This is a genomic window from Umezawaea sp., from assembly GCF_036375055.1.
Lineage (GTDB): Bacteria > Actinomycetota > Actinomycetes > Mycobacteriales > Pseudonocardiaceae > Umezawaea.
Window position 1 is genome coordinate 17,468 of the sequence record NZ_DASUSQ010000111.1, and the last position, 26,606, is coordinate 44,073.

The 26,606-nt window shown below is 73.0% G+C and carries 23 protein-coding genes and 1 pseudogene; 10 read left to right on the forward strand and 14 right to left on the reverse strand.

Annotated elements, in window-relative coordinates:
* Nucleotides 1–50 precede the first annotated feature (50 nt).
* From VFZ92_RS28340 to VFZ92_RS28355, 4 genes are read left to right on the forward strand one after another with little or no spacing between them, the layout of a single operon-like run.
* Complete coding sequence (locus VFZ92_RS28340) at nt 51–914, forward strand: alpha/beta fold hydrolase (RefSeq protein WP_330879112.1); 864 nt, start codon at nt 51–53, stop codon at nt 912–914.
* Nucleotides 915–963: 49 nt separating this feature from the next.
* Nucleotides 964–1,740: a class I SAM-dependent methyltransferase gene (locus VFZ92_RS28345; protein WP_330879113.1), complete on the forward strand. Its 777-nt coding sequence runs from the start codon at nt 964–966 to the stop codon at nt 1,738–1,740.
* A complete protein-coding gene (locus VFZ92_RS28350) occupies nt 1,737–2,618 on the forward strand; it encodes a sulfotransferase domain-containing protein (protein ID WP_330879114.1) in 882 nt (293 codons plus the stop codon). The genes VFZ92_RS28345 and VFZ92_RS28350 overlap by 4 nt, the downstream gene beginning before the upstream one ends.
* Nucleotides 2,615–4,009 (forward strand): MFS transporter, encoded by a 1,395-nt coding sequence (locus VFZ92_RS28355; protein ID WP_330879115.1) that lies wholly within the window; start codon nt 2,615–2,617, stop codon nt 4,007–4,009. The genes VFZ92_RS28350 and VFZ92_RS28355 overlap by 4 nt, the downstream gene beginning before the upstream one ends.
* Before the next feature lie 46 nt (nt 4,010–4,055).
* Here the strand turns inward: VFZ92_RS28355 and VFZ92_RS28360 are convergent, their stop codons facing one another.
* The 4 genes from VFZ92_RS28360 to VFZ92_RS28375 form a co-directional block, all read right to left on the reverse strand.
* Nucleotides 4,056–4,937, reverse strand: coding sequence for an alpha/beta fold hydrolase (locus VFZ92_RS28360; RefSeq protein WP_330879116.1), 882 nt, complete (start codon nt 4,935–4,937; stop codon nt 4,056–4,058).
* Between the two features lie 91 nt (nt 4,938–5,028).
* Nucleotides 5,029–5,607, reverse strand: a complete 579-nt coding sequence (locus tag VFZ92_RS28365) for a TetR/AcrR family transcriptional regulator (RefSeq protein WP_330879117.1) — start codon at nt 5,605–5,607, stop codon at nt 5,029–5,031.
* Nucleotides 5,608–5,651: 44 nt separating this feature from the next.
* On the reverse strand, nt 5,652–8,642 hold the full coding sequence (locus tag VFZ92_RS28370) for a TIM-barrel domain-containing protein (RefSeq protein ID WP_330879118.1): 2,991 nt from the start codon (nt 8,640–8,642) through the stop codon (nt 5,652–5,654).
* Nucleotides 8,643–9,381: 739 nt separating this feature from the next.
* Nucleotides 9,382–11,130 (reverse strand): sigma-70 family RNA polymerase sigma factor, encoded by a 1,749-nt coding sequence (locus VFZ92_RS28375; RefSeq protein WP_330879119.1) that lies wholly within the window; start codon nt 11,128–11,130, stop codon nt 9,382–9,384.
* Between the two features lie 115 nt (nt 11,131–11,245).
* Here VFZ92_RS28375 and VFZ92_RS28380 point away from each other — a divergent pair, with 115 nt between their 5' ends.
* Nucleotides 11,246–12,070, forward strand: coding sequence for an aminoglycoside phosphotransferase family protein (locus VFZ92_RS28380; protein ID WP_330879120.1), 825 nt, complete (start codon nt 11,246–11,248; stop codon nt 12,068–12,070).
* Between the two features lie 23 nt (nt 12,071–12,093).
* Here VFZ92_RS28380 and VFZ92_RS28385 read toward each other — a convergent pair whose 3' ends face one another.
* The 4 genes from VFZ92_RS28385 to VFZ92_RS28400 form a co-directional block, all read right to left on the reverse strand.
* A complete protein-coding gene (locus VFZ92_RS28385; RefSeq protein ID WP_330879121.1) occupies nt 12,094–13,035 on the reverse strand; it encodes a pyridoxal-phosphate dependent enzyme in 942 nt (313 codons plus the stop codon).
* Between the two features lie 326 nt (nt 13,036–13,361).
* The gene (locus tag VFZ92_RS28390) at nt 13,362–14,372 is read right to left on the reverse strand and encodes a MerR family transcriptional regulator (RefSeq protein ID WP_330879122.1); all 1,011 of its coding nucleotides are present in this window, start codon (nt 14,370–14,372) and stop codon (nt 13,362–13,364) included.
* Between the two features lie 671 nt (nt 14,373–15,043).
* Nucleotides 15,044–15,412, reverse strand: coding sequence for an Hsp20/alpha crystallin family protein (locus VFZ92_RS42525; protein WP_414720038.1), 369 nt, complete (start codon nt 15,410–15,412; stop codon nt 15,044–15,046).
* Between the two features lie 239 nt (nt 15,413–15,651).
* Nucleotides 15,652–16,872, reverse strand: a complete 1,221-nt coding sequence (locus tag VFZ92_RS28400) for a cytochrome P450 (RefSeq protein WP_330879124.1) — start codon at nt 16,870–16,872, stop codon at nt 15,652–15,654.
* 185 nt (nt 16,873–17,057) lie between these two features.
* Between VFZ92_RS28400 and VFZ92_RS28405 the strand changes: the two genes are divergently transcribed.
* Entirely contained in the window at nt 17,058–17,690 is a 633-nt protein-coding gene (locus VFZ92_RS28405) for a helix-turn-helix domain-containing protein (RefSeq protein WP_330879125.1), read from the forward strand.
* Between the two features lie 66 nt (nt 17,691–17,756).
* On the forward strand, nt 17,757–18,053 hold the full coding sequence (locus tag VFZ92_RS28410; RefSeq protein WP_330879126.1) for a zinc-ribbon domain-containing protein: 297 nt from the start codon (nt 17,757–17,759) through the stop codon (nt 18,051–18,053).
* Nucleotides 18,054–18,077: 24 nt separating this feature from the next.
* Here the strand turns inward: VFZ92_RS28410 and VFZ92_RS28415 are convergent, their stop codons facing one another.
* Complete coding sequence (locus VFZ92_RS28415; protein WP_330879127.1) at nt 18,078–18,686, reverse strand: TetR/AcrR family transcriptional regulator; 609 nt, start codon at nt 18,684–18,686, stop codon at nt 18,078–18,080.
* A 132-nt stretch (nt 18,687–18,818) separates the two neighbouring features.
* Between VFZ92_RS28415 and VFZ92_RS28420 the strand changes: the two genes are divergently transcribed.
* Nucleotides 18,819–20,192 carry a carotenoid oxygenase family protein gene (locus VFZ92_RS28420; RefSeq protein ID WP_330879128.1) on the forward strand — a complete coding sequence of 458 codons (1,374 nt, stop codon included), beginning with the start codon at nt 18,819–18,821 and terminating at the stop codon, nt 20,190–20,192.
* On the opposite strand, the gene VFZ92_RS28425 is transcribed toward VFZ92_RS28420, so the two are convergent.
* Nucleotides 20,189–20,665 carry a hypothetical protein gene (locus VFZ92_RS28425; RefSeq protein WP_330879129.1) on the reverse strand — a complete coding sequence of 159 codons (477 nt, stop codon included), beginning with the start codon at nt 20,663–20,665 and terminating at the stop codon, nt 20,189–20,191. The genes VFZ92_RS28420 and VFZ92_RS28425 overlap by 4 nt on opposite strands.
* Before the next feature lie 100 nt (nt 20,666–20,765).
* On the opposite strand from VFZ92_RS28425, the gene VFZ92_RS28430 reads away from it, so the two are divergent.
* Complete coding sequence (locus VFZ92_RS28430) at nt 20,766–21,365, forward strand: helix-turn-helix domain-containing protein (RefSeq protein WP_330879130.1); 600 nt, start codon at nt 20,766–20,768, stop codon at nt 21,363–21,365.
* A 66-nt stretch (nt 21,366–21,431) separates the two neighbouring features.
* Here VFZ92_RS28430 and VFZ92_RS28435 read toward each other — a convergent pair whose 3' ends face one another.
* On the reverse strand, nt 21,432–21,887 hold the full coding sequence (locus tag VFZ92_RS28435) for a YybH family protein (protein ID WP_330879131.1): 456 nt from the start codon (nt 21,885–21,887) through the stop codon (nt 21,432–21,434).
* Nucleotides 21,888–21,986: 99 nt separating this feature from the next.
* Between VFZ92_RS28435 and VFZ92_RS28440 the strand changes: the two genes are divergently transcribed.
* Nucleotides 21,987–22,646, forward strand: a complete 660-nt coding sequence (locus VFZ92_RS28440; protein ID WP_330879132.1) for a TetR/AcrR family transcriptional regulator — start codon at nt 21,987–21,989, stop codon at nt 22,644–22,646.
* A 19-nt stretch (nt 22,647–22,665) separates the two neighbouring features.
* Here the strand turns inward: VFZ92_RS28440 and rph are convergent, their stop codons facing one another.
* The 3 genes and pseudogenes from rph to VFZ92_RS28455 form a co-directional block, all read right to left on the reverse strand.
* Entirely contained in the window at nt 22,666–25,296 is a 2,631-nt protein-coding gene (rph, locus tag VFZ92_RS28445) for a rifamycin-inactivating phosphotransferase (RefSeq protein ID WP_330879133.1), read from the reverse strand.
* A 313-nt stretch (nt 25,297–25,609) separates the two neighbouring features.
* The gene (locus VFZ92_RS28450) at nt 25,610–26,320 is read right to left on the reverse strand and encodes a class I SAM-dependent methyltransferase (protein ID WP_330879134.1); all 711 of its coding nucleotides are present in this window, start codon (nt 26,318–26,320) and stop codon (nt 25,610–25,612) included.
* A gap of 63 nt (nt 26,321–26,383) precedes the next feature.
* A pseudogene (locus tag VFZ92_RS28455) lies at nt 26,384–26,606 on the reverse strand (TetR/AcrR family transcriptional regulator); the annotation flags it as partial.

Below are 26,606 nucleotides of genomic sequence, written 5' to 3' on the forward strand. Positions count from 1 at the left end.
TGAGACCCCGCTGTGCGGCAGTGGCCGCGTCCGACCCAGAGGAGGACCGCATGCGCGCGAAAGTCCGGGACACCGAGTTGTACTTCGACGTGGAGGGCGCGGGACTCGTGCCGGACGGCGTCGACATGCGCGAGAAGCCGGTGCTGTTCGCGCTGCACGGCGGCCCCGGCGGCGACCACAGCGGCTTCAAGCCCGCGTTCTCCGCGCTCGCCGACAAGGCGCAGATCGTCTACGTCGACCACCGCGGGAGCGGGCGGTCCGCGCGAGGGCCGAGGGAGACCTACACGCTGGAGAACAACGTCGAGGACGTCGAGGCGCTGAGGCGGTACCTGGGCCTGGAGAAGATCGGCCTGCTCGGCGTCTCCTACGGCGGGATGGTCGCGCTGTCCTACGCGACGCGCTACGACCACAACCTGTCGCACCTGATCGCCGTGATCACCGCACCCGACCACCGGTTCATCAGCCGCGCCAAGGAGTTGCTCGCCGAGCGCGGTACGCCGGAGCAGCGCGAGGCCGCGGAGAAGCTGTGGGCGGGCGCGTTCCGGGACGAGGAGGAGCTCCGCGAGTACTTCGAGGTCCTCGGACCGGTGTACTCGCGCACGTTCGACCTCGCGAAGGAGCGCGAACGGCGGTGCGTCTACTCGCCGGAGGCGCTCAACGAGGGCTACGCGGGATTCCTCCGCACCTACGACGTCACCGGCGACCTGCACCGGATCACCGCCCCCACGCTGGTGATCGGGGGACGGCACGACTGGATCTGCGCCCCGGAGTTCTCCGAGGAGATCGCGCGGAGCATCCGGGGGGCCGAACTCCGGATCTTCGAGAACAGCGGCCACACCGTCTACACCGACGAGCACGAGGCCTTCGTGGACGTGGTGCGCGGGTGGCTGACCTACACCCCCGCCGCCACCTGAGCGACCCACCGACTTCCGCACGTCTGCCACAGGAAGGTGTGAATCGACCATGACATCCGCCAACAAGCCGCTGGAGTGGGACTACACCAAGCTCGCGGCGACCTACACGCAGCGGCCCCCGTACGCGCCGCGCGCCGTGGACCGGATCGTCGAGCTGGCCGGACGGCCCGCTCCCCGCGTCGCCGACATCGGCGCGGGCAACGCCCACCTCACCGTCGACCTGCTCGCGCGCGGCTGCGTGGTCGACGCGGTCGAGCCGAACGACGCGATGCGCGAGATCGGCGTCGAGCGGACGAGGGGCGGCGAGGTCACCTGGCACGTCGGCATCGGCGAGGACACCGGGCTCGCCTCCGCCGCCTACGACATCGTCACCTTCGGCTCGTCGTTCGCCACGACCGACCGGCCGCTCGCGCTCCGCGAGACGGCCCGCATCCTGCGGCCCGGCGGGTGGTTCGTCTGCGTCTGGAACCACCGCGACCTGGAGGACCCGCTCCAGGCGGAGATCGAGGGCCTGATCCGGGCCAGGATCCCGGACTACGGCTACGGCGCGCGGCGCGAGGACCAGGCGCCGGTGATCGAGGAGAGCGGCCTGTACGGGACGCCGACCGTGCTGCGCGAGCCGGTGCTGCACCGGGTCCCGGTCGCGGACTGGCTGGCGGCCTGGCGGTCGCACGGCATCCTGGAGCGCCAGGCGGGCGAGCAGTTCGACGCGATCCTCGCCGACATCGACCGGCACGTCGAGGCGCTCGGCGTCGACGAGATCGACGTCCCGTACGTGACGGTCGGGTGGATCGCCGCCGTGCGCGACGCGGGGGAGCGGCGATGACGGTGCTCCCCGACCACGACCTGGCCCTCGGTCGGGTGAGCGAGCTGTACCGGCGCAACGTGACCCGCCTCGGGCGGCAGGACGTCGTCGTCGCGAGCCACGGCGGGTCGGGCCAGTCCCTCATCGGGAACGTCCTGTTCGAACTCGGCCTCAACTACGTCGACGCCTACACCGAGGTGCTGCACGAGGACGGGCGGGCCGAGGTGGCGGCCGACCACGTGGCCTACCGCCGCCACCTCGCCGCGCAGCACGACAAGGACGAGACCGGCGACGGCCGTCCCGTGGCGCTGTGGCCCCGCTTCGTCAAGACCCACCACCCGCCGGTCGTGTTCGGCGAGGCCGACGTCGGCGGTGTGTGGGTGCTCGTGCGCGACCCGCGCGACGCGATCTACGCCAGCTACCAGTGGCGGCGGCGGTTCGCCGAGGAGGAGTGGGACCGCGTGCCGGACACCTTCGCCGGGTGGCTGCGCGGTCCCGGCGACTTCAGCCCCGGCCCGGTGGACGACTGGCCCGCCTTCTACGCGTCGTGGGCGGAACGGGCCGAGCGCGCCGACCACGTCCACGTCCTGCGGTTCGAGGACCTCAAGCGGCGACCGGTGGAGGTGGTGTCGACGGCGCTGCGCGAACTCGGCGTCGAGGCCTCCGAGGCCGAGGTCGTGCGTGCCGTCGGCGCCAGTTCGTTCGCGCGGATGCGGGAGCACGAGGACCGGGTGGCCGCGGCCCACCCGGAGCACGACGACCAGCGCAGGGTCGTCCGCGAGGGCAAGACCGACGGGTGGAAGGACTGGATGACACCGGAACTGGCGAGGTTCTTCTCGGGCGGGGAGCTGCGGGACGTCGCCCGGCGGTACGGCTACGACCTGACGACGTCCGCATGACGGGGGAGGTGGGGACGCGGGCACCGGGTGGCGGCCGGACCACCGGGCCGGCGGTCCGGCCGTGGCCGGTGGCCGTCCTGCTCGGCAGCGCCTCCCTGCTGGTCCTGTTCGACAGCCTGGCGGTCGCGACGGCGCTGCCCTCGATCGGCTCCGAGTTCGACCTGGCACCGGGCGCCCTCCAGTGGGTGCTCAGCCTGTACTCGCTGAGCATCGGGGCGCTGCTGGTCCTGGGCGGGCGGGTCTGCGACCTGTGGGGGCGTCGCCGGACGCTGGTGGCGAGCCTGGCGCTGTGCACCGTCGCCGGGCTCGTCGCCGGACTGGCCCCCGGCCTGCCGCTGCTGCTCGTCGGACGCGTGCTCCAGGGCGTGGCCGCGGCGTTCGCGATCCCGGCGGCGCTGGCCACGGCGGGCTCGGTGTTCACCGCGGAGCCCTGGAAGAGCCGGGTGTTCTCGGTGATCGCCTTCGCGGCGTGGGTGGCCGGGCTGGCCGGTGCGATGCTGGGCGGGCTGATCACGGTCCAGCTCGGGTGGCGGTGGATCTTCCTGGTGACCGTGCCGGTCGGGGCGGCGGCCGTCGGCGCGGCACTGGTGTTCCTGCCCCGCGACGAGCCGCGCCGCGGGGCCGCGGGCAGGCTCGACGTCCTCGGCGCCGTCGTGGTCACCGCCGGGCTGGTCACCCTGCTGCTGGGCATGGAGGAACTCGGGCGCGGCGACCACACCGGCCGCGCCGCGCTCGTCGTGTGCCTGGGCCTGGTCCTGCTCGCCTCCCTGGTGCTCGTCGAGCGCCGCGCGTCCCACCCCCTCATCACCCCGCGCCTGGTGCGCTCGCGCCGGATGGTGGGCGGCTGCCTGGCCTTCGGCGCGTACTGCGCCGGCTACACGGCCGTGATCGTCGTCGGCAGCCTGCGCCTCCAGCAGGAGCACGGGCTGTCGGCGGCGGGTGCCGGTCTCGCCCTGTCACCGGTGCTGGTCAGCGGGATCGTCAGCTCGCTGCTGACCCCGGTGGTCCTGCGCAGGCACGGCACCCGTCTCGTCCTGGTCGTGTCCATGCTGCTGTGCGCCTCGGCGCTCGCGATGATCGCGATCAGCGGCTCGGACGGGGTGACGGCGATGCTGCCGTGGCTGGTGCTGTGGGGGATCTCCTCGGGCCCGATCTACGTCGCGCTCACCCGCGAGTGCGTCGGCGACGCCGAGGAGGCCGACCGCGGCACGGCGTCGGCCCTGCTGGAGTCCATGAGCCACGTCGGCGGTGGCCTCGCCGCGTCCGGCTACCTGATCCTGCTCGGTGCCGGGGCGGGCTTCCGGGCCACCGAACTGGTCGGCGCGTTCGCGGTGGCCGCCGGAGCCGCGGTCGCGCTCGGGGTGCTGCCGCGCCGGGGCTCACCGCGGTGATGCCGCCGCGGGCGGGACCGCTTCGCCGGTCCCGCCCGCGGCGCCGTCACCCGACCTCGGCCAGGAAGGGCAGGAGCACGTCGGCCACCTCGTCGGGGACTTCCTCGGCGAGGTCGTGCCCGGCGTCGAAGACGTGGCCGACGACGTCGTGGGCGAGCAGGCGCATCTGGGATTCGTTGCGGTCGCCGATGAAGGCGGAGCCACCGAGCGCCAGGACGGGGATGTCCAGTTTCCGCTCGGCGGCCTGCCGGTTCTGCTCGGCGTCGACGAGGATCGCGCGGTAGATCGAGAGCATGGCGCGGATGCCACCGGGGGTGGAGTAGCAGCGCACGTACTCGTCGACCGCGTCCGGGCCCGCGCTGTCCGGACGGGCGCGCTCGAACTTGATCATGTACGTGATCAGCTCGCGCTCGTGCCCGGCGATCAGCGCCTCGGGCACGTCGGGCTGGAAGTAGAAGCCCAGGTGCCACAGGTGCAGTCCGCTCGCGACGTTCTCGGGGGTGAGCGCGACGTGCTCCTCGAAGCCGAACCCCGGCATCAGCGCCTCGGCGAACACGAGGGCGTCGACGTGGTCGCGGTGGCGGGCGGCGAGCTGGTAGCCGATCACCGCCCCCCAGTCCTCGCCGACCGCGGTGTAGCTCCGGTGTCCCAGGTGGGCCATCAGCTCGGCGACGTCGTCGCCCATGGTCGCGGAGTCGTAGCCGTCCGCCGGGCGGGCGGAGTCGCCGAGGCCGCGGAGGTCCGGCACGACGACGGTGTGGTGGGGCGTCAGCTTCGGCAGGAGGTGCCGCCAGTGGTAGCCGGTCTTGGGCACGCCGTGCAGCAGCACGACGGCGGGCCCGGACCCGGCCGTGCGGTAGTGCAGGCTCGTGCCGTTGACGGTCGCCCTGCCCGTGCGGACGGGTGCTCCGTCGTGGTCGAACATCATGTCTCCCAACCTTCCTGGCGACGATCGTTCTCTGGATCGACCGATGCGGTGTGAGGGCGTGGCGCACCGGTCGAGTGGGGAGCGTGGCGCATCAGTCGAGGGCCGCCAGCGCGACCTCCACGAGGGGTTCGAGCGCCGCGGTGTCCGGCGTGACCTTCGAGGAGATGAGCAGTCCGTTGAGGAAGGTGACGAGGAAGGCGGCGAGCGTGCGGGGGTCGTGCCGCGCCGCGATCTCGCCGCGCTCGGCCGCGACCCGCAGCACCTCGGCGAGCGCGTCCCGGCTGGCGTCCTGCACGTCCCGCACGGTGCGCCGGGTCGTCGGGTCCTCCGGCAGGCGCTCGCAGGCGGCGTTGACCACCAGGCAGCCCCGACCGCCGTCGGCCACGGCGATCCGGATGCGCTCGACCAGCATCGTGCGGATCGCCGACCGGGCGTCCACCCCCTTCTCCAGGTCGGCCAGCGCGGCGGCCGCGCGGGTGGTGCGGTAGTGCTCCAGCGCGGCCCGGTACAGACCGTCCTTGTCGCCGAACGCGGCGTAGAGCGACCCCTGCCCGATCCCCAGGTGCCGCGTCAGGTCCCGCACCGAGGTCGCCTCGTAGCCGCGCAGCCAGAACAGGTCCATCGCCCGGCTCACCACGGCCTCGGTGTCGAACTCGCGGGTCCTCGCCATGGCCTCACCGTACGTTATCTGGATCGTACGATCAAGAATGGGCCTCAGTCGACGACCAGGCAGTCCAGGTTCCCGCCGCTCGCACCGGTGGCGGTGGCGCGGACCGTGATCGCGCTCCCCGCCGGGAGCGCGGCGGTCAGCCGGGCGGTGGCCCACGTCGTCCAGGCTCCCGTGGGGGCGAAGGGCAGCGTGCCGACGACCGTGCCGCCGACCGAGACCCGCAACGGCCGGTCGGTGGTACCGCCGTTGGCGTACCGGAAGCCGAGCGCGCGGGTCCCGGCCGAGGGCACGGCGATCGTCCACTCCACGAAGTCGTCGGTGGCGCCGGTGAAGTCGACGTAGCCGTTGCCCGTGTACCCGGCGTGCCGCGACCCGATCACCGCACCGCCGAGGGCGGCGTCCTCGGCCCCGTGCACGGTCCTGCCCGACGGCGTCGGGAACGCGGTTCCGCTCGGTTCCACGACCGCCGCGGCACCACCGCCGGTCACCACGGCGATCGTGGGCGTCACGACCGAGAGGACCTTCCTCGCGGGGTCCCAGACCTGGCCGCTGCCGTTGAGCACGGCCGCCGCCTCGCCGGTGAACGCGGGCAGCGCGGCGCCGCCGCGCACGCGCATCCCCACGGGCGCTGCCAGGCCGTGGAAGCGGACCACGTAGCGGCGCTCGGTCGGCGCGCCCCGGTAGGTGCCCACCGGGTGGTCGACCACGACCCGCCTCGCCGAGTCGGTGTAGGTCAGCGCGGTGGTGCTCGCCGCGGAGCCGACGCGGAACTCCTCGGTCACGCCGTCGTCCTCGTGCACGGCGAACGACCCGTCCCCGCCCGCGTAGACGTCCACCTCCAGGTGGGTCCGGTCGAGGAAAGCGGTGCTCTGCGCGTACCGGTACCGGGGCAGGACGCTCCCCGCCCTGACGTACATGACGATCTCGCCGGTCCGGGTGGTGTGGGCCTTGTCCGCCGTGTCGGAGCCCGCGGTCCTGGCGTCGGACCAGAAGTCGTACCAGGTCGTGCCCGCGGGCAGCCACACGTTCTGGACCGCGCCGTCCACGTCGGTGGTGACGGGCATGACGAGGATCGACGGACCCCACATGTACTGGAGGTCGTGGGAGTAGGCGTTGCCGTTGTGCTGGTGGTCGATCACCATCGCCCTGGCCATCGGCATCCCGGTCGCGTGCGCGGCGTGGGCGATGGAGTAGACGTAGGGCAGCAGCGTGTAGCGCACCCGGCTGTACTTCAGGAAGTCGGCCTGCACCGCGGCGCCCTGGTCGATGGGCCAGCGGGACGCGGCCCGCCCCAGCACCGCGGTGTCGCCCGTCGAGTGCGGCCGCCAGATCGGGGACGTGCTGGCCCAGGCCGCCACCCAGTTGCGGTACAGCGCGTCGGACAGCACGCCGCCGAAGAAGCCGCCCGCGTCGATGTTGGAGTACGGGAAGCCGCCGAGGCCCGCGTTCTGCATGCCCCGGATCTGCTCCCGCATCTCCGAGTAGGTCGAGTCGATGTCGCCGGTCCAGAGGTGGCCGTAGCGCTGCTGGCCCGCGGTGGCGCCTCGGGTGAACGTCCAGGGGCGCTTGGCGGTGCCGACGTAGCGGTCCCAGCCCTCCTGGCCGACGCCCTTCTGGAAGTGCAGGAAGTACGCGTTGCGCAGCTCGGCCCAGCGCTGGCCGTTGGCGGCGAGCGCGTTGTGCGGGATGGGTCCCATCTCGTCCGGCTCGTCCAGCCACAGCGCGTCGCCGGGGAAGCCCAGCGCCGGGTCGAGCGCCTTGGTCCAGAAGACGCGCCACACCCACGCGCGGGTCGCCGGGTTGCTCCAGTCCGGGACCGCGTCGTTGTCGCTCACGCCGGTCAGGTCGGCCGGGGCGAAGCTGTAGCCCGGTGGGGGACCGGGGATCCAGCCCGCCATCTCGTTGGAGTTGTTGCGGTTGTAGTCCAGCGTGGTGAGCACGCCGTTCTCGGTGGCCCAGCGCTTGAAGCCCGCGGGATCGGGCCACCGCACCGGGCTGAACTCGAACCAGGACCCGCTCCAGTTCCCGGAGCCCGCGCGCCAGCGGTTGTCGTGCACCTGCACGTCCAGGGGGAAGCCCGCGTCGCGCAGCGCGGTGATCCTGGTGGTCCACCAGTTCTGGTCGCTGACGCTCGGGAAGTTCTTGTCCGACAGCTGCAACCCGAAGACGCCGATCCGCGGGAAGCGCGGCCTGCCGGTCAGGCGGGTGTAGCGGTCGAGGAGGGCGGCGAACCCAGGGCCCTCGATGACGAAGAAGTCGATCTGCGGTCGGACGCCGGACGTGTCGTGGCCGTCGGCGGAGAACTCGTACCTGCCGCTCGCGCCGAAGCTGAACGTCGTGTCGAAGGTGGTGTTGACGAAGACCGCGTACCCCCTGGACGACAGGTAGAGCGGCACGATCGCGGGCGCCTGGTCCGAGTGGTCGCCGCGCGCGCCGTAGTTGTGCGACACGACCTCCCCGGTCCGGTCGACCCCAGGGGCCCGTCCGTAGAGGCCGTGGCCGCCCTTGACGAAGCGCTCGCCGCTCGCCGCGGGCGTGAAGGCCTGGGTGACCACGCTGCCGTTCCAGCTCATGCTCCGCGTGGCGTCCTCGCCCGCCAGCAGGCTGTTGTCGCTCGTGCGGCGGTACTCCAGGCGCAGGGGGTTCTTCCGCAGGACGATCGTGATGCCGTCGGCCGCGCCGGTCGTGATCGTGAGGCCGGCGCCCTCGTCGACGACCCGCAGGCTGCCGGTCATGCCCGCGTGGTTCGCGGGGTCGACCATCTCGTAGCGGTCGTCGGCGAAGAAGGTCTCACCGCCGCGCACGGCCCGCACCCGGACGACGTGGTCGCCGTAGGCGGTGATGGCGAGGTGCTGCCCGGTCGTGCTGGTCGTCGTCACCGTGCGGCCGTCGGTGCTGTGGCCGCCGTAGTCCGCCAGCGTCTCGACGGCCCGCGCCGACGCGGTCGGGGCGGGCACCCGCGCACCCGCGGCCGCACCGACCGCGATGCCCGCCGCCCTGAGGAAGTCGCGCCGCGTGGGCTTCCTGGAGGACATCCGCTTCTCCTTGTCGTCCGGACTGGATGTCGGGAGGCGGGGCGGGGACGGCCGACTCCTCCAACGCTTACGGCAGCACCCGGACGTTGTCAACAGAAAGCAACAGGATCAGACATTTTTCGACAGGGTCCGTCGGGGTGGCGTCCACCCGGCCTGCGGCACGATCACCCGAACGGCGATCACCGACGAGCGGTTGGGCCGGCGGCACGGGGTTCCCGCGGACGTCGCGGAGGAGTTGGCGGGGCCGCTGAGGCCCTGCGTCCTGCTGGTGAGGCACGGGGACCTGCCGGAGGGTTCCCTCGTCCTCCACGTCCCCGCGGGCGTGCCGACCGGGGAGCGTCGGCCGTCGGAGGGCGCGGTGGTGCGCGAGCCGCACGCGCTGTACCCGTTGCCGGGGCTGACCATCGACCACGGCCGGCGCGGCGCCCCCGCGGTGCGGGCGTTCCTGGACGGCGGCGAGCCGCTGGACGGCTTCGCGGCCGCGGTCCTGGGCAAAGTCCACAACGGACGGTCGCCCTCCGTCGTCGCGCGGGTGGGCGGGTTCTCCGACCAGCGGCGGGACCCGCCGGACCAGGACGGGCCGGTGCTCCTCGCCCAGGTGTCCGGCAACGGCGTCGACCACGGCCTGTTCACCCCGAACCTCGTCGTCGGCACCCGCGAGGACATCGCCGCCGGGCGCTGGGAGGACCTCCGGTGGGAGCGACAGTGCCGAACCGGTCCACTGTGGACCGTTCGGGGCCTACTTCTTCGGCGTGATGGTGACGGGCACCTCGACGACCAGCGGGACGTCGGAGTCCGTGGTGGCGGTGATCGTGCCGTTCTGGGCCTTCGGGCCCGCGAGCAGCCGGAAGACGAACGTCACCGAGTCGCCCGGCGCGAGGTCCTGCTCCGCCGTGCAGACCACCGTGACCTTGCCCGCCGGGCAGCCGACGGTCTGCGTGGCGCCGTCGAGGCCGACGAGCCTCCTGCCCCGGAGGTTGTTGCCCGGCCCCACGACCTTGAGGTCGTCGGGCAGCGACAGCGTCATCGTCGTGGGCGGCGCCGGTGCGGAACCGGTGTTGCGGATGGTGATGGGGAAGTCGGTGGGCGGTCCGCCGGTGGACGTGGTGAACCCGGCGGGCGCGCTCGGCGCGAGGGTGGGCGCCGCGGGTGGGGCCGTGCCCGGTGGCGCGACGGCCGTGCCCGTCGGTCCGACGGCGCTCGACTCGCCCGTCGACGTACCCGGCGATGACGACGAGGTGGTGCCGGTGGGCGCGGACGAGGTGGTCTGCTGCCCGGCGGCCTCCGTCGTCCGGGCGGTGGTGGCCGACACGGGGGCCTGGGCGACGGTCGTGGCCTCGGCCGGGCCCTCCGGGCTCTCCAGCCCCGAGCCGATGGTGATCGCGAGCAGCGCCGTCGAGGCGACCGCGCCGATCCAGTGCGGCGTCGAGGCTCCGGTGCTCGCGACGAGCGACGTGACCGCGTTCGCCTTGCCCGCTCCGGCGGCCAGGTAGCCGGTGGTGCCGACGCCGAGCACCAGCGGCGCGACGACGGCGCGCAGCGCGCCGTTGACGTCGGCCAGTTCGGCCGTCAGCGCCCGGCAGGCGGCGCAGTCGTCCAGGTGCGCCTCGACCTGGGCGGTCTCGCGCTTGGACAGGCCGCCGCGGGTCCAGGCGCCCAGCTTGGCCGCCGTCGCCCGGCAGCGTTCGGAGGGGTTCACCGCCACGTGCGCCTGGAGGTAGGCCTTCCGCAGGGCCTCGCGGGCCCGGTAGGCCATCGCGGAGACGCCGTTGGGGGTCAGGCCGAGCAGAGGCGCGACCTGCGCCGGGGTCTGGCCCTCGATCTCGGTGTGCCACAGCACGGTCTGCCAGTTCTCGGGCAGGCTCGCGAACGCCCTGGCGGCCAGCGACCGGTCCAGCCGCGCCACCGCCGTGTCGTGGAACGGCAGGCTGGTGGTGGCGGCGACGCCCGAGACGGCTTCCACGTCGTCGGCCAGTTCGAGCCTGCGGTCCCGCCTCGCCTTGTCGTAGGCCGTGTGGCGCAACGAGGTCAGCAGGTACGCCCGGAAGGACGAATCGGGGCCGCCGCCCCCGCACAGCACGGAGAGGACCTTGGCGAACGCGTCCGCCACCAGGTCGTCGGCCTCGATCGGCGACCTGGCCAGCTGGCGGGCCAGGTTGTGGGCGGCGTGGACGTGGCGTGCGTAGAGCTGGCCGTAGGCCTGGATCTTCCCGCCCCGCACCGAGTCGATCAGCTCCGCGTCCGAGGTCAGGCTCACGGGGCGCGAGGGCCGTTCCACCGGTTCGCCCGGCCTGCCGTCCGCCTCGCGGCCCCTGGGGCGGGTGTTCGGCGCGGGGCGTTCCCGTGGCGGGCGCTGGGGAGCGCGGACCGTGTCGTCGAGGTCGGGAGGTGGGCCGCCGGCGAGAGCCCGGTCGAGTTCGGCGCGCATGACCGCCGCGTCGCCGTCCTGCCACCGCTGTAGGTCGTCCTCGTCCAGGCGCCCGATCACCGGCCGCCCCCTTCCGATGCCGTGTGGGAGGGGCGACCTTATCCACAACGGTGTTCGTGCTCTCAAGGAGGTACGGTGGCCGGACGATCGTGCTGCTGGGGAGGGCTTCGCGGCGATGCGGACAGCGGATGCCTCGCGTGCGGTGGCCGCGGCCACCTCGATCGCGCGGTCGCTCGGCCTCGCGGTCGACGAAACGATCGTTCTGCACGACTCCAACAAGCTCACCGTGCGCCTGCTGCCGTGCGACGTCCTGGCCAGGGTGGCGCCCGCGGACCAGCAGGTCGCCCGGTTCGAGGTCGACCTCGCCCTGCGGTTGCGCGAATCCGGGAGCCCGGTGGCAGCGCTGGAGCGGCCGCACGTCCACGAGCACGGCGGTTTCGCGGTCACGCTGTGGACCTACTACGAACCCGTGCCGCACCGGGGGGTCTCGCCCGCCGACTACGCCGCCGCGCTCGAACGGCTGCACGCGGGGATGCGCGGGCTCGACCTCCCCGCGCCGCACTTCTCGGAACGGGTCGGGCAGGCGCGGCGGATCGTGGCCGACCGCGACCGGTCCCCGGCGCTCACCGACGAGGAGCGGGGACTGCTCGGCGGCGCGCTGCGCGACCTGGGCCGGGTGGTCGTCGAGCACGGCGGTGCCGACCAGGTGCTGCACGGCGAACCGCACCCCGGCAACGTGATCAGCACGGCGGGCGGGCCGCTGTTCGTGGACCTGGAGACGTGCTGCCGGGGCCCGGTCGAGTTCGACCTCGCCCACGCTCCCGAGGAGGTCGGCGAGCACTACCCCGGCGTCGACCGGGAGCTGCTGCGCGCGTGCCGGACCCTCGTGCTGGCGATCGCCACGGCGTGGCGCTGGGACCGCGACGACCGGTTCCCCGACGGGCCCGAGCTGGGCGTGCGGTGGCTCGGGCAGGTCAGGGAAGCGCTTGCCCGTGGTTGATCCGTCGCATGTGGACGGTGGGGCTAGGCGAGCAGGTCGCGGAAGCGCTCGACGCTGATGTTGCCGCCGGACAGGACCACGCCGACGCGACCGGACAGGGTGCCCCCGAGCAGCGCGGCGAGCGACGTCGCGCCGCTCGGTTCGAGCACGACCTTGAGCCGTTCGAACGCGAACCGCATCGCCGCGCGGATCTCGTCGTCGCCGACCAGCACGACGTCGTCGACCAGGCGCTGGTTCACCGCGAACGTCAGCTCGCCGGGGATCTCGGTGGCCTGCCCGTCGGCGATGGTGCGCGGGACGGGGATGCGCACGCGCTCGCCGCTCCGCAGCGAGAGCTGGGTGTCGTTGGCCCGCTCGGGTTCGACGCCGACGATCCGGGTCTTCGGGTGGAGGTGGCTGGTGGCGGTCGCGCAGCCCGCCATCAGCCCGCCGCCGCCGATCGGGACGAGCAGGACGTCCAGCGGGCCGGTCTCCTCCAGCAGTTCGAGCGCGACGGTGCCCTGCCCCGCCATGACGTGGGGGTGGTCGTAGGGCGGGATGAGGGTCAGGCCGCGGTCCTCCGCGAGCTGGTCGCCCAGCGCCACCCGGTCGCCGGTGTAGCGGTCGTAGGTGATGACCTCGGCGCCGTAGCCGCGGGTGGCGTCCACCTTGGAGGCCGGGGTGTCCTCGGGCATCAGGATGACGGCCTTCGTGCCCCTGAGCCGCGCCGCCAGGGCGACCGCCTGGGCGTGGTTGCCGGAGGAGTACGCGGCGACGCCGGTGGCGAGCTGCGCGGGCGTCAGCCGGGAGAGCGCGTTGTAGGCGCCGCGGAACTTGAAGGCGCCGACGCGCTGGAAGTTCTCCGCCTTGAGGAACGCGGTCGTGCCGGTGTCCCGGTCGAGGGTGGAGGAGGTCAGGACGGGGGTCCGGAGCGCGACACCGTCGATCCGTTCGGCGGCGCCCCTGATGGCTTCGAGGTCGAGCATGGTCTTGACCTTATACATTTGGTCCAGGATTGGATAGTTTGTCTCGCCGGTCAGCCGGGCACGTCCACGCGCTGGGTGCCGATGACCGGCGGCGGCCGCAGGGCCGCGACACCGAGACCGAGATGATGGACACCCTGGTGGCGCACCCGCCCGGACTGCCCGAGCCGCTGGTCGCGGGGACGCCGCTGGGCCGGGGCGCCGACCTGGCCGGGGCGCCGAGGCGGCGGCGTGGCTGCTCGGCGACCGCGCGTCGTTCGTGTCCGGGACCGTGCTGCGCGTCGACGGGGCGCCCGCGCCTGACGGGCGGCCCGCCCGTCTCGGTGGCACTAGGGGGTCGGTTCCACGGCCCCCATGGCGTCGGCGATCCACGTGTAGGGGATGTCGTGGCCGTCGGCGCTCGGGGTCCCGTTGATCCGCGCCACCAGCGCCAGGTAGCGGCCGTGGGTGTCGTCGTAGACGGGGCCGCCGGACGCGGCGTCCTCCTCGGCCATCCGGCGCACGATCTCGGGGATCTGCCGGTACCCGTCGGCCATCCGGTCGCGGGCCTCGGCCGTGAGCGGCCTGCCGGACAGCGCGGTCACCGCCTCCAGGAAGCGCGTGGCGGCGTGCTGGGCCCACGGCGACCGGGGTGGCTCCCCGGCGCGGTGGGCCGCGAGGAGTTCCTCCATGAGCGAGGCCCCGGTCACGTGCACGAAGTCCTGGAACGGCTCGCTCGTCACGGTCCTGGCCTCCGGCGTGGAGTAGGTGTCCCGCAGGTAGGTGCGCACGGCGTCGCGGAACGCCTGGTCGGACACCAGGTCGGCCAGCTCGATCCACGCCTCCAGCTGTGCGGCGGTGGGGTCCGACGGCAGGACGGGGCGGTTCGCCCGCAACCGGTCCACGAAGCCCTCGGCCACGTCCAGGCCCTCGCTGACGTCGTTCCAGAAGTCGTCGACCGCCTGCTCGCGCTCCTCGTCGGTCATCGAGACCAGCTTGTGCATCAGGTCGGCCTGCGCGGTCGTGCCGCCCTGCTTGATCAGGGTCCTGAGCACGGCCCGCTTGGCGCGCAGGGTGCGCTCCTGGCGCTCGACGACCTCCAGGTGCGTGGTGAGCAGGTCGTGCAGGGTGACGCCGCCCTCGATCAGGCGGCGGACGTCGTCGAGGGCGGTGTCGAGGTCGCGCAGCGTCCGGACGAGTTCCAGCCGGGCGATGGCGTGGATGTCGTACATCCGGTGACCGGACCCGTTGAGGTGCGTGGGCTCGATGAGCCCGGCGTCGGCGTAGAACCGGACCGCGCTCACGCTCAGGCCGCTGCGGCGCGCGGCGTCTCCGATGGAGTACAGCTCGTGGTCGTTCACGGGGACCACCCTGGTACCTCAACCGGCTTGAGGCGCAAGCCGGTTCCGCCGCTAGTGAGCGCTGCTATGCACTGGTAGTCAGCGGTGCCGTGTACTGCCACCAAGTACCGCAGAGTAGTGGGGTGTCCGACGGGTGAGCAGGGGGGAGGCACGACGACGGCAGGCGCGTCCTCGACCGCGGTGGCGTGGACCGGCGTGGTGCCGGTCGACGGTGCCCGGCCCCACGACCGGATCGACGAGGTCGACGTCGAGCGCATGCGGGCGCTGTGGCGGCGGCTGGGCTGGCTGGTGACGCTGCTGCGCCCGGTCGGCCTGGCCCCGCGGATGTCCGCCGAGCAGGTGGCCGACAGCGGTATCGAGGTGGGCGAGATCGCCCGCGAGCGCGCGCTGGGGCCGGTGCTGGACGGGATCGTCGTGCCGACGCGGTGCGTGAACGCCTCGGGCTCGTCGCTCGGGAGCAAGGGCGACGAGCAGGAGCGCATCCGCGCGAGCCCTGGCGGGGTGGTCGGGCGCAACCCGAACATCAGGATCAGCGCGAAGGTCCCGAGCAACCGCGGTGCGGTTCCGCGCAAGGATTTCCGGGCTGTGGCGGCGGCGGTGCGCGAGGTGGCGGCGCTGGACCGGGTGGCTCGTTGGCGGTGGGGTTCGGCCGGTGGCCCGCTGGGGGCGGGTCACCGGCCTCGGTGGGTGCCGTCGACGGGGACGCGGATGACGATGACGCCGTCGTCGAGCCAGGCGTCGATGCGGTGCGCCCCGACGTTCACCGGCAGGGTCGCGCAGCAGTGGAAGTCGTGCGGGGGAAGGGTTCGGCGGATCGTGATGCCGACGCGTTCGCGTTCGACGAGTCCGCCGTCGGGGCGCACGTCGTGGTTGCGGACGTCCACGAGCAGGTCCTCCCGGCGCACGCCGGTCATCGACGTGGTGATCAGGTAGGCGTTCCTGGTCACCACGACGTCCACGGTCGACGGGAACCCGTCGGCCACGCTGATGTCCCACTCGGTTCCCGAGGTGCGGCCGAACCACTTCCACCACGTGTCCATCTGGGTCACCGGGTCCAGCCGCCGTCCGGGACGCGGTGGGACAGGAGGAACGCACTGCCTGACAGCCAGCCGGTCGCCCACGACCTCACCCGCATTCGTCTGTTTTCGCGCCGCTCTAGGGGGAATAGCCAGACTGGGCGGATCCAAGCTGGTCCGAACGGGTGGACATCCACCTCGGAGGGTTTCGATCGCGTGACCGCGGCTCGTCGGGCGCCGACCCGGTGCCGGTGTCGGACCGGCTACCAGGTGACCGGCAGCGAGTAGAGGCCGTAGATCGCCGCCTCGTCCTTGAACGGCAACCGCTCCAGCGGCTCGGCGACGGCGAGGTCGGGGATGCGGCGGAACAGGGTGTCGATGACGATCTGGAGCTCCATGCGGGCCAGGTTCTGGCCGAGGCACTGGTGCGCGCCGAAACCGAACGCGACGTGGTGCCGGGCGCCGCGCTCGACGTCCAGGCTGTCGGGGTTCTCGAAGGCCTCCGGGTCGCGGTTGGCGGCGAAGCTGAGGCCGAGCACGCCCTCGTTCGCCCGGATGGTGACCCCGCCCAGTTCCAGGTCCTCGGTCGCCACCCGCGCGGTGACGGCGTCGACGATGGTGAAGTACCGCAGCAGTTCCTCCACCGCGGGCAGCGTCTTCGTCGGGTCGGCCTTGACGAGCGCGAGCTGGTCGGGGTTCTCCAGCAGCGCCACCGTGCCGAGCGAGATCATGTTCGCGGTGGTCTCGTGCCCGGCGACCAGGAGGAGGAAGGCCATGGCCACCAACGCCTCGTGCCGGTAGGTGCCCTCCGCGCGGCCCTTGGTGATCTGCCTGCCGAGGAGGTCGTCCTCGCTGGGATCCTTCTCCTTCACCGCGATCAGGTCGCTGAGGTAGCCCTCGATGGCCTGGAGCGCGGCGTGCCGGTCCTCGGCGGCGCTCAGCCGGTTGACCATCGTCGCGGTGTGCTCCTGGAAGAACTCGTGGTCGCTGTAGGGCACCCCGAGCAGTTCGCAGATCACCAGCGAGGGCACGGGGAGGGAGAGTTCCTCCACCAGGTTCGCGGGCTTGGGCCCGGCCAGGATCGCGTCGATCCGCTCGTCGACGATCTCCTGGATGCGCGGGCGCAGCGCCTCCATGCGGCGGACGGTGAACTCGCCGAGCACCGCGCGCCTGGCGGGTCCGTGCTCGGGCGTGTCCATGGAGATGAGGGACTTCTCGGCCTTGTCGTCGTCCGGCCGGATCCGCCCGCCGGTGGTCATCACCGGGAAGTTCGGGTTCGTCCGGTCCGAGCTGAACCGCGGGTCGGACAGCATCGCCCGGACGTCCTCGTGGCGCGTGACCGCCCAGGCCCACTTCCCGTCGGGCAGGTGGACCCTCGCGATCGGCTCCTGCTCGCGGATCTCGCGGTACTCCTTGGGCGGGGAGAACGGGCACTCCCTCGACAGGGGGAACTGTTCGGGCCGGATCTGGAGCGCTTCCGTCATGGCGATCTCCTCCTGTGGAACCGTCAGTAAGCGGAGGATTACCTTCCGCTTGATTTCCACGCTAGCGAAGCGGACGAAAACCGTCCACCTGCTTCGGGGTGAAGCTCCCCCGATTTCCGGTACGCCCGGTTGTGATCACCCCGTGCGAGAATCGGGCCCCGATTCGAGCGGAGAGGCGCGGTGACATGGCAGTCGACCCCGGTGCACCGCTGCGCGCCGACGCCAGGCGCAACCGCGACCAGATCATCGCCGCCGCCCGGACGATCTTCGTCGCCCAGGGGCCGCAGGCGCCGATGGAGGAGATCGCGCGCTCGGCGGGCGTCGGCGTCGGCACGCTCTACCGGAGGTTCCCCGACCGCGAGACGCTGATCCGCGAGGTCGCCCTGGACAGCTTCACCCGTGCGCTGACCGAGGCGCGGGCCTGCATCGACGAGGAGCCGACGTCCTGGGACGCGCTCGTCCGGTTCGTGCGGTACTCGCGGGAGCTCCGGCTCAGCGTCCACCTCGCCATGATCTCCGAGCAGGCGGGCGCGATCATCCGGGGCGACCCGACGACCGAGCGGTTCCGCCGCGTCCTGCTCTCCGACCTCGACCGGATGGTCACGGGTGCCCAGGAGGAGGGGCAGGTGCGGCCCGACGTCGGCACCGGGGACGTGGCGATGCTGATCGTGCTCCTCACGCGGCAGCTCCCGAAGAGGGTCGACGGGGTCGAGGGCGCGGCCGAGCGCTGCATGGCGCTGATGCTCGACGGGCTGCGCCCCCGCCCCGACCCCTCCCTGCCCGGCCACAAGCTCACCTGCGACGACCTCTTCGGCTGAGGGGATTGCCGCGGCCCGGCGCTGGGTAGGCTGGGGGCCGGGTCGGACGAGTCGAGGGAGTACGACGTGGTGATCTTCGGCTTTCGGACCAAGGTCTTCGTCCTGGCGGTGCTGACGCTGCTCTGCCCGAGGTGCGGCAACCCGGTGGCGCACCCGCTGCACAAGGCGGTCACGAAGTTCACGCTGTTCTTCGTCCCGCTGTTCCCGGTCAAGACCAGGTACAGCACGCAGTGCACGTTCTGCGGTCTGGCGAACCGCGTGGCCGGGGAGGACGCGACCCGGCTGCTCCAGCAGGCGAACGGGTCGTTCGGGGGGCGGCCCCAGGACGTGCGGCAGTCCCAGCAGTACCCGCCCCGGACCTGATCGCGGGCCCCGCGCCGGGCGGGCTCAGGGCGCGTCGACGATCCGCGCGATCCGCCGCGTGATCTCGTGGACGGACTGGCGCAGCGCGGGCCACGGGAACCCGGTCATGGTCGTCCTGGTCATGACGAGGCCGTTGAGCGCGGCCAGCAGGTAGGCGCCGTCCTCCGCCGGGTCCGTGCTGGCCGACCGGCCCGCGGCGACGCAGGACTGGACCACCGCGACGAGCCTGTCGAACGTCCGGTGGCCCGCGTCGTTGGACGCGTCGTCGATCCGGGTGAACATGAGCAGGTGGCGGCCGGGGAACTCGATGCCCCTGGCCACGATCGTCTCCGCGCGCAGGTGGAGGGCGTCGACGGGATCGGTGATCCCCTCCGCCGCCGCGTCGCAGGCGTCGAGCAGTTGTTCGAACGCGCGGGTCCGCAATTCGCTGTGCAGGTGCGTGACGTCGCGGAAGTGACCGTACAGCGCGGGTGCCGTGATACCCGCCCGCGCGGCGACCGCGCGCAGCGTCACGGCCTCGACCGCGCCCTCCTCGTGCAGGACCTCGAACGCCGCCACCAGCGTTTCCTCTCGCAGCCGCCCTCCCTCGCCCGGCTTGTTCCGGCGGCGCCGCGGCGTGTCCTGGCTCGTCACCGGAGGAACTATACGGCCGTTTACCAGCGGTGACAACTGAGCGTTCTTCCGCTGAAGAACTGGTTCTATACAGGTGTTTAGTTCGACGGTACGTTCGGTCCGGTCAATCCCGACGTGAGAAGGAGTTGGACGATGACGGCCGATCTGCGACCCGCCTACCTCAGCGGTGGTTTCGCCCCCGTTCCGGACGAGGCGGACGCCGTCGACCTCGACGTGTCGGGCCACCTGCCCGCCGAACTGGCCGGGCGCTACCTCCGCAACGGCCCCAACCCGCTGCCCGGAACCGACCCCGGCCACAACTTCGCCGGGCAGGGGATGCTGCACGGCGTCCGGATCGTCGACGGGCGGGCGACGTGGTACCGCAACCGGTGGGTGCGCACGCCGCTGGCGGACGGCGCGCGTCCCGACCGGACCGATCCGCTGAGCGCGCTGACGTGCACCACGGCCAACACGAGCGTGATCCACCACGCGGGCAGGATCCTCACGCTGGTGGAGAACGGCGTGCCGTGGGAGGTCACCGAGGACCTCGACACCGTCGGCCCCTGGGACTTCCACGGGAAGCTGCGCACCGCCATGACCGCGCACCCGAAGGTCGACCCGGCGACCGGTGACCTGTACCTGTTCGGCGTGGGCCTCCAGCCGCCCCACCTGACGTTCCACCACGTCACGGCCGCGGGTGACCTCGTGCGCAGCACCCCGATCACCGTGCCGCGGCCGACGATGATGCACGACTTCGCGATCACCGAGAACCACGTCGTGTGGCTGGACCTCCCCGTCGTGTTCGACCAGGGGCTGCGCTCCCGGCCGGGGATCCCGTTCCGCTGGTCGGACGCCCACGGCGCGCGGATCGGGGTGATGCCCCGCGACGGCGGCGACGCCGACGTGCGGTGGATCGACGTCGAGCCGGGCTACGCCTTCCACGTGGCGAACGCGAAGGAGGCCGCGCCGGGACGGATCGTGGTCGAGGCCGTCCGCTACACCCCGGCCACGTTCGACCGGATCTGGACCGGTCTCGGCGGGGTCTCCTCGCCGTCGGCGGTGGTGGCGGGATCCGGGGCCAACCTCTACCGCTGGACGCTCGACGTCGCCGCGGGGACGGCGGGCGAGGAGGCGGTGGACGACCTGGACGTGGAGTTCCCCACGATCAACGACGACCGCACCGGGCTCGCGAGCGACACCGTGTACGCCGTCACCGCCCCGCTGATGATCGACGACAGGAACAAGCCCGCGATCATCAAGTACGACACCGTCCGCGGCACGCGTGACACGTGGGTCTTCGACCCGTCGTGGATCCCCGGCGAGGCCGAGTTCGTCCCGGCGCGGGGGGCCACCCGCGAGGACGACGGGTGGTTGCTCTCGATCGTGGCCCACCGGACGGCCGACGCGGCGAGCCTCGTCGTGCTCGACGCGAGCGACGTGGCCGCCGGTCCGGTCGCGACCGTCCACCTGCCCCGCCGGGTGCCGCTCGGGTTCCACGGCGGCTGGATCCCCGACGCCGGACGCTAGGGGGCGCAGACCCGGTCGGCCGCGGTTCTCGGCGTGGCCGCCAGGTAGTCGAGCAGGGTGCGCACGAACCACTCCGGGGCCTCCTCCGCCGCGAAGTGGCCGGTGGGGGCGACGAGCCCGGTGAGGTCGTCGGCGTGGGGCCGCAGGGCCTCGGTGGTGCCGTCCGCCACGGAGTCCCTGTCCCCGATCGACGGGACCGGTGCGGTGGGGCGGCGCGTGGCGAGCGCCGCCCGGTTCTCCCGGCCGTCGTCGAGCAGGGTGCGGTAGTGCTCGAAGCCGCCGCGGAGCCGGTCCCGGCCCTCGTAGGCCTTGGCGTGGTAGGCGATGTCCTCGTCGCCGAACGTCGACGGCGTGCTCCTGGCGTCGAACGCCGACCGGAAGAACTCCTCCTGGTGGCCGTCGAGCAGCATCTCGGGGATGGCCGGGGTCATGGAGAACCCGAAGTGCCACGAGCCCCCCGCGGTGACGTCCATGTGGAGGACCCCTGGGTCCGATTGAACGGCGGGGCCCGCCGTTTGGCGTCCGCTACGATGTGGCGGGGCCCGCCAGTTGTCCAGGTTCGGAGAGGACGCCATGCCGGATCGTCAGCGCGCCGACGCGGTGCGCAACTACGCGCGCATCCTCTCCGTGGCCGAGCAGGAGGTCGCCGCCCACGGCGCGAACGCCTCGCTGGAGCAGATCGCCCGCACGGCCGGGGTCGGCTCGGCCACCGTGCGCAGGCACTTCCCCACCCGCCGCGCGCTGCTGGAAGCCGTGTCCCACACCCGCATCGACGCACTGGCCGCCCGCGCCCGCGAGCTGGCGGACGCCGGAGACAGCCGCACCGCCCTGCTGGACTGGATGGGCGAGGTCGTCGCCTACTGCGTCGACGCGAGGGGGTTGGCCGCCGCGCTGGCCTACGACGGTTCCGCGGTCGACTCCGTGCACGAGAACTCCTGCGCGGCGGCGCTGTCCGCGGCGGCGGAGCCCATGCTCGACCGAGCCGCGCGGGACGGCGCCGTGGCGCCGGACGTCACCGTGGCCGACCTGATCGCGCTGGCGGTAGGCATCACCATGGCCACCGAGCACCACCCCGACCCGACCGCCCAGGCGAACCGGCTGTTCCGGCTCGCGGTGGCGGGGCTGAGTCCGGGGCTCCCGCGCCGGACGGCCCCGGCCGACGAGGTCCGGTGAACGGGCGGATGACGTGATCGACGCGCCGGGTCGGCGCACCCGCGAGATCGTCGGGCGTACCCGCCGTCAGCTACCCCGTTCCCAGAGCGGCAGCCGGAAGGTCGCGTAGGTGAACTTGCCGGTGATGCGTCCCGCCGCGTCGAAGTGGAAGACGTCCAAGCCGTGCCACTGGATCCGGCCGCCGTGGCGCAGGCGGGCGAACCAGCGCAGCGGTGCCGTCGCGCGCTTGCCGTGCGCCCCCCTCAGGTCCAGCTTGCACGCCCACCTGATCGTCGCCCGGCCGCGGGTCTCGTCGATCACGGTGTCGTACACGTCGAACGTCATCGCGCCGTAGCGACCGGCGAACTGCGGCGCGAACTCCGCCCTGATCGCCGCGAGACCGCGCAGTTCGGGGCCGTGGCCCGGCAGGTAGCGCGCGTCCTCGGCGAAGAAGGACATGACCCGGTCGAGGTCGGGGGCCGGGTCGTTGAAGGCCGCGACGAAGTCGTCGACGGTCCGGCCGAGGTCGGTGCTGCTGGTCATGTGCCTGCCGTTCGGAGCGGGGGAGGGGATGGGCGAATGTTATTAGAACACCATCTCCTTAACAAGAGAACGTTGTTCCGTTAAGCTGGGGCTAGGGTGATGGCTGTCATGGGAGCGTCGTTCCAGCGGGCCAGGCGCCCGGAGCAGAAGAACCAGCGGCGCGAGACCATCCTCGCCATCGCGGGCGAGCTCGCACAGGACTCGGGCGTCGCCCAGGTCACCCTGGGCGACATCGCCGCCGCGGTCGGGCTGGCCAAGTCCAACGTGCTGCGCTACTTCGGCACCCGCGAGGAGATCTACCTCCAGCTGACGATGCGGGAGGGCTCGGAGTGGGCCGCCGCCGTCGGAGCCGCGCTGCACGGGGCGAGCGGCTTCGCCGCGACGGCGGACGCGCTGGCCGACGCCTACGCCGACCGGCCCCTGTACTGCGACCTCACCACCCACGCCGAGACGATGCTGGAGCACAACGTCTCGGTCGACGCCCTGCGCGTCTACAAGCTGTGGGCCATCGAGACCTACTTCGCGGTGGGCGGGCGGATCACCGCCGCCTGCCCGGAGCTGACCGCCACCGACGGCGCGTCGCTGGTCATGGCCTCCAGCGCGTTCGTCGCGAAGCTGTTCCCGCTGACCCGGCCCCCGGAGGCGCTGCGGCAGCTCTACGACCGCGAACCGGAGATCGCGCGGGTGTTCCCGCCGTTCCGGCCGACGCTGCGGCGGATGATCGCCGCCACCGCGGCCGGGCTGCCCGCCACGCACTGACGTGGCGGGCGCCGGTCGGTCACGGCTCGGCGAGGACCTCCACGTACCCGTCGGCCCCGTTCACCCGGATCCGCTGCCCGTCCCGGATCAGGCGCGTGGCGCCCTCCACCCCGACGACGGCGGGCAGGCCGTACTCCCGCGCGATCACCGCGCCGTGGGTCATCAGGCCCCCGACCTCGGTCACCAGGCCCGTGATCGCGACGAACAGCGGCGACCAGCTCGGGTCCGTGTGAGCGGTGACGAGGATGTCACCCGGTTCGACGTCGGCCTCCGCCATGTCCAGGACGACCCGTGCCCGCCCCTCGACGGTCCCGGCCGACACCGGCAGGCCGACCAGCGCGCCCGCGGGCAGGTCGTCCCGCCGGTACGCCCCGGTGACGGCCTCGCCGTCCGACGTGAGCACGCGGGGTGGCGTGAGCGCCCGGTAGGACCGGAACTCCTCCTCACGCAGGCGGATGAGCGCGTCGTCGACCCGGTTCGCGCGCACGGCGTCGTGGAACTCCTGCAACGTCAGGAAGAACACGTCCTCCGCCGCACCGAGCACACCCGCCCGCACCAGCCGCTCGGCCTCGCCGAGCAGCGCCCGCTTGTAGAGCGCGTAGCGGCTGACCATCACGTACTTGGGGTACTCGCGGTACCCGCTGAAGGTCCGGACGCGGTCGATCATCCGCTTGGTCTCCTCGGCCCTGCGCTCACCGCCGGGCAGGACCCGCAGGCGCTCCAGCACCTCCTGCTCCTTCTTCCACGCCTCCTGCCGCCCCTGCTCGAAGCGCCGCCCACCGGCGCCCTGCTCGAAGTTCCTGACGTTGGTGAGGAGCACGGGCAGCAGGGTGGTGGGCCGCTCGCCCCACCGCGGCCTGGTGATGTCGATCTCGCCGACGCACCGCATCCCGTACCGGCGCAGGTAGGCCGCGATGGCGTCCCGCGCCTGCGGCCCGCCGGGGAGCGCGGCCAGCCCGTCGAGGAAGTCGTCGTCGGTGGTGTCGTCCAGGAAGGCGACGACCTCCGGGTGCGGGCGGACCACGTCCGCGACGTCGAGGAGCGCCAGCCCCATCTCCGACGTGACGTTGTGCGGGACGGACTGGGTGAGCGTGTCGGCCGCGGTCTTCTCGCCCAGCCAGTCGCCCAGGTGCTCGGTGAGCCACGCCGTCGCCTGCATCGCCGCCACGATCACCTGGAGGCTCCGCGGTTCGAACACGGCCCCGCGCAGCTCCTGGAAGTCCTCCAGGATGAAGTCGAACAGCGCGGGCCCCGACCTCGTCCGGATCTCGCGCTCCGCCGCGGCGGTGGACGCCTCGCCGCGCTCGACGAGCTCGGTGACGAGGGCCGGATCGGTCTCGATCGTCGACGGCGTGGCGCCGGGGATCCGGGCGACGGCCTCGGAGTCCGGGAGCGACGGCACGAAGCCGTCGCGGTCGAGGACGGTCCGCAGCGCGTCCCCCATCAGCGGGTCGGACGTCCCCAGCGCGTCCAGGAGGTCGGCGCGGCTGGTGGGTGAGGCGAGGTCGCGGGTGACGTCGACGAACAGCCGACCACCCGCCACGGCCATCGGCCTCCGGGTCGTCAGCTGCCACACCGAGAGCCCGAGGGGCTTCATGGGGTCGGTCATCATCTGCTGGTGACCGACGGATACGTAGACGTGGTTCTGGTCGTCGTCGGTCTCGGGAACGGGGAACAGCGTCGTGATCGGTCGGCTCTGGACGATCTGGAAGTCGTCGTCGACCAGGCACCACTCGACGTCCTGGGGGCTGCCGAGGTGCGCCTCGATCCGCCTGCCGAGCCGCACCAGCCGCACGACCTGCTCGTCGGTCAGCGCGGGCCGTTCCCGCTGGTCGGGCTCGACCGCCCGCTCCCGCGTCCCGCCCGAGGGGACGCCGTGCAGGGCGACCGCCTTGGTGGCGATCGACCTGGAGACCACCTCGCCGTCCCGCACCCGGTAGGAGTCCGCGTTCACCAGACCGGAGACCAGCGCCTCGCCGAGGCCGAACACGGCCTCGACCGAGGCGACCTTCCGGTTGGACGTCACGGGGTCGGCCGTGAAGAGCACGCCCGACGCCAGCGGGACGACCATCCGCTGCACGACGACGGCCATGCGGACCTTCCGGTGGTCGAAACCGTTGCGCAGCCGGTAGGTCACGGCCCGCTCGGTGAACAGCGACGCCCAGCACCGGCTGACGTGCCGGAGGACCGCCTCCGGGCCCACGACGTTCAGGTACGTGTCCTGCTGGCCCGCGAAGGACGCCCCCGGCAGGTCCTCCGCCGTCGCGCTCGACCGGACCGCGCAGGCGGTGCCCTCGCCGAGCCCGGCCAGCGCGTCGGTGATCCCCGCCGCCAGGTCCTCCGGGACGACGACGCCCTCGACGATCCGCCGGACCTCCTCGCTGAGCGCCCGGATCCCGTCCCGGTCGTCCGGGGCCAGGTCGGCCAGCCGGTCCAGCCGCTCGCCGATCGAGGGCTCGCTCTCCACGACCCGCCGGAAGGCGTCCGTCGTCACGCAGAAGCCGGGCGGTACGCGCACCCCCTCGATCCGCGACAGCTCACCAAGGTGCGCCCCCTTGCCACCGCCGACCGCGACCCCCGTCCGGTCCAACTCCTCCAGACCGAGCACGTGCCCGCCCGTCCGATCGCCTTCGTCCGCCCCGTCGGGCATGTCCCGCTCCTCGTTCGCACCGCTGGTCCGCGGACTGTGGTTCAGTCCACCAGCCGGGACCTGTTTCCGCGGGTTCCGGCCGCGGGCGGAGAGTGTGCGGCACGAAGGGGGTCTTGCCGCAAGACCCCCTGTGCGCTATACGTTGGAGGTGGCGGGGAGCGGGTCGCTCCTCGCCGTCGTCGTTCCCGGCCCACGCCTACCCGGCGTGCGGGACGTCGAGGTGCACCGTCCGGACCAGCACGGCGTCGCCCAGCGCGCACGCGCGGCCTGCCCACCCACGAGGACGCGTGCGGGCGGCCCGGCCGGTCGCGCGTCAGCGGCGGACGGACGCGACGAAGCCGACGGCGGGCAGCGTGCCCGCGGCGATCCGGCGTTCCTCGGCGCGGCGCACGGCGTCGAGGACGCCGGGGACGGCGGTGACCTGCTCCGTCCACGCGCCGCCGCGGCCGTTGAGCAAGCGCCACAGCACGGGCGTGGCCGCGGTGGTCGGGTCCGATCCCACGCGGTCGAGCGCGGCCAGCACGGCCGACCCGGTGTGGAGGGAGTCGTGGCCGGTGACCCAGTCGTCGAGCAGGTCACCGGAGGGGGCGTCGGCGTCGAGCAGGCCCGCGGCGACCAGCAGGGCGCGGTTGTCGTAGAGGAAGTCGGCCGCCGCGCGGTCCACGCGCTCCCAGGCGAACTCCTCGACCACGACCCGCCCGTCCGGGGCGAGCAGCGAGGCGGCGTGGGCGAGGACGCCGTCCAGGTCCTCGGCGTGGTGCAGTGATCGGGTGAACAGCACGACGTCGTGCTCGCCGGAGACGTCGAGCACGTCGGCGTGGATCACCGGCACACCGCGCGCACCCGCCGCGGCGGCCACCTCGGCGTCGCGGTCGACACCGGTGACCCGGTAGCCCAGCTCCGCCAGCGCGGCGGCCAGCGCGCCCCGCCCGCAGCCCGCCTCCAGGATCCGCGCCGGGGGAGCGGGCAGCAGCGGCGTCAGGTGGGCGAGGGAGTGGGGAACGGCGGCGGTGGTCATGTCCATCCGGCCAACCCTAGGGCGGCGGCGCGGGCCGGGCGACGGGATTGCGGAGTGCCGGGCCGCCCGTCACGACCTGCCGAGCAGCACGTCCGCCACCTGGTCGAAGTAGGGCGACACCTCGGCCGCGGTGGTGGTCGACAGCGCCTCGCCGCGCACGACCGAGCGGACCACGCTGATCCCCAGCAGCCACGCGCTGAACAGCTCCGCGCGGAGGTCGGCGTCGGGTCCGTCCACCAGTTTCCGCAGGTTGGCCACGTAGGTGTCGCACACGTGCTCGCGGAGCCGGTCG

Excerpts from the sequence above, each read along its gene's own strand:
- VFZ92_RS28435 (WP_330879131.1), bottom strand. The coding sequence starts at position 21,887 with ATGACCAGCAGCACCGACCTCGGCCGGACCGTCGACGACTTCGTCGCG.
- VFZ92_RS28380 (WP_330879120.1), top strand. The coding sequence starts at position 11,246 with ATGCGGACAGCGGATGCCTCGCGTGCGGTGGCCGCGGCCACCTCGATC.
- VFZ92_RS28370 (WP_330879118.1), bottom strand. The coding sequence starts at position 8,642 with ATGTCCTCCAGGAAGCCCACGCGGCGCGACTTCCTCAGGGCGGCGGGC.
- VFZ92_RS28355 (WP_330879115.1), top strand. The coding sequence starts at position 2,615 with ATGACGGGGGAGGTGGGGACGCGGGCACCGGGTGGCGGCCGGACCACC.
- VFZ92_RS28420 (WP_330879128.1), top strand. The coding sequence starts at position 18,819 with ATGACGGCCGATCTGCGACCCGCCTACCTCAGCGGTGGTTTCGCCCCC.
- VFZ92_RS28400 (WP_330879124.1), bottom strand. The coding sequence starts at position 16,872 with ATGACGGAAGCGCTCCAGATCCGGCCCGAACAGTTCCCCCTGTCGAGG.
- VFZ92_RS28360 (WP_330879116.1), bottom strand. The coding sequence starts at position 4,937 with ATGATGTTCGACCACGACGGAGCACCCGTCCGCACGGGCAGGGCGACC.
- VFZ92_RS28365 (WP_330879117.1), bottom strand. The coding sequence starts at position 5,607 with ATGGCGAGGACCCGCGAGTTCGACACCGAGGCCGTGGTGAGCCGGGCG.
- VFZ92_RS28350 (WP_330879114.1), top strand. The coding sequence starts at position 1,737 with ATGACGGTGCTCCCCGACCACGACCTGGCCCTCGGTCGGGTGAGCGAG.
- VFZ92_RS28425 (WP_330879129.1), bottom strand. The coding sequence starts at position 20,665 with ATGGACGTCACCGCGGGGGGCTCGTGGCACTTCGGGTTCTCCATGACC.
- VFZ92_RS28450 (WP_330879134.1), bottom strand. The coding sequence starts at position 26,320 with ATGGACATGACCACCGCCGCCGTTCCCCACTCCCTCGCCCACCTGACG.
- VFZ92_RS28345 (WP_330879113.1), top strand. The coding sequence starts at position 964 with ATGACATCCGCCAACAAGCCGCTGGAGTGGGACTACACCAAGCTCGCG.
- VFZ92_RS28405 (WP_330879125.1), top strand. The coding sequence starts at position 17,058 with ATGGCAGTCGACCCCGGTGCACCGCTGCGCGCCGACGCCAGGCGCAAC.
- VFZ92_RS28385 (WP_330879121.1), bottom strand. The coding sequence starts at position 13,035 with ATGCTCGACCTCGAAGCCATCAGGGGCGCCGCCGAACGGATCGACGGT.
- VFZ92_RS28340 (WP_330879112.1), top strand. The coding sequence starts at position 51 with ATGCGCGCGAAAGTCCGGGACACCGAGTTGTACTTCGACGTGGAGGGC.
- VFZ92_RS28430 (WP_330879130.1), top strand. The coding sequence starts at position 20,766 with ATGCCGGATCGTCAGCGCGCCGACGCGGTGCGCAACTACGCGCGCATC.
- VFZ92_RS42525 (WP_414720038.1), bottom strand. The coding sequence starts at position 15,412 with ATGGACACGTGGTGGAAGTGGTTCGGCCGCACCTCGGGAACCGAGTGG.
- rph (WP_330879133.1), bottom strand. The coding sequence starts at position 25,296 with ATGCCCGACGGGGCGGACGAAGGCGATCGGACGGGCGGGCACGTGCTC.
- VFZ92_RS28440 (WP_330879132.1), top strand. The coding sequence starts at position 21,987 with ATGGCTGTCATGGGAGCGTCGTTCCAGCGGGCCAGGCGCCCGGAGCAG.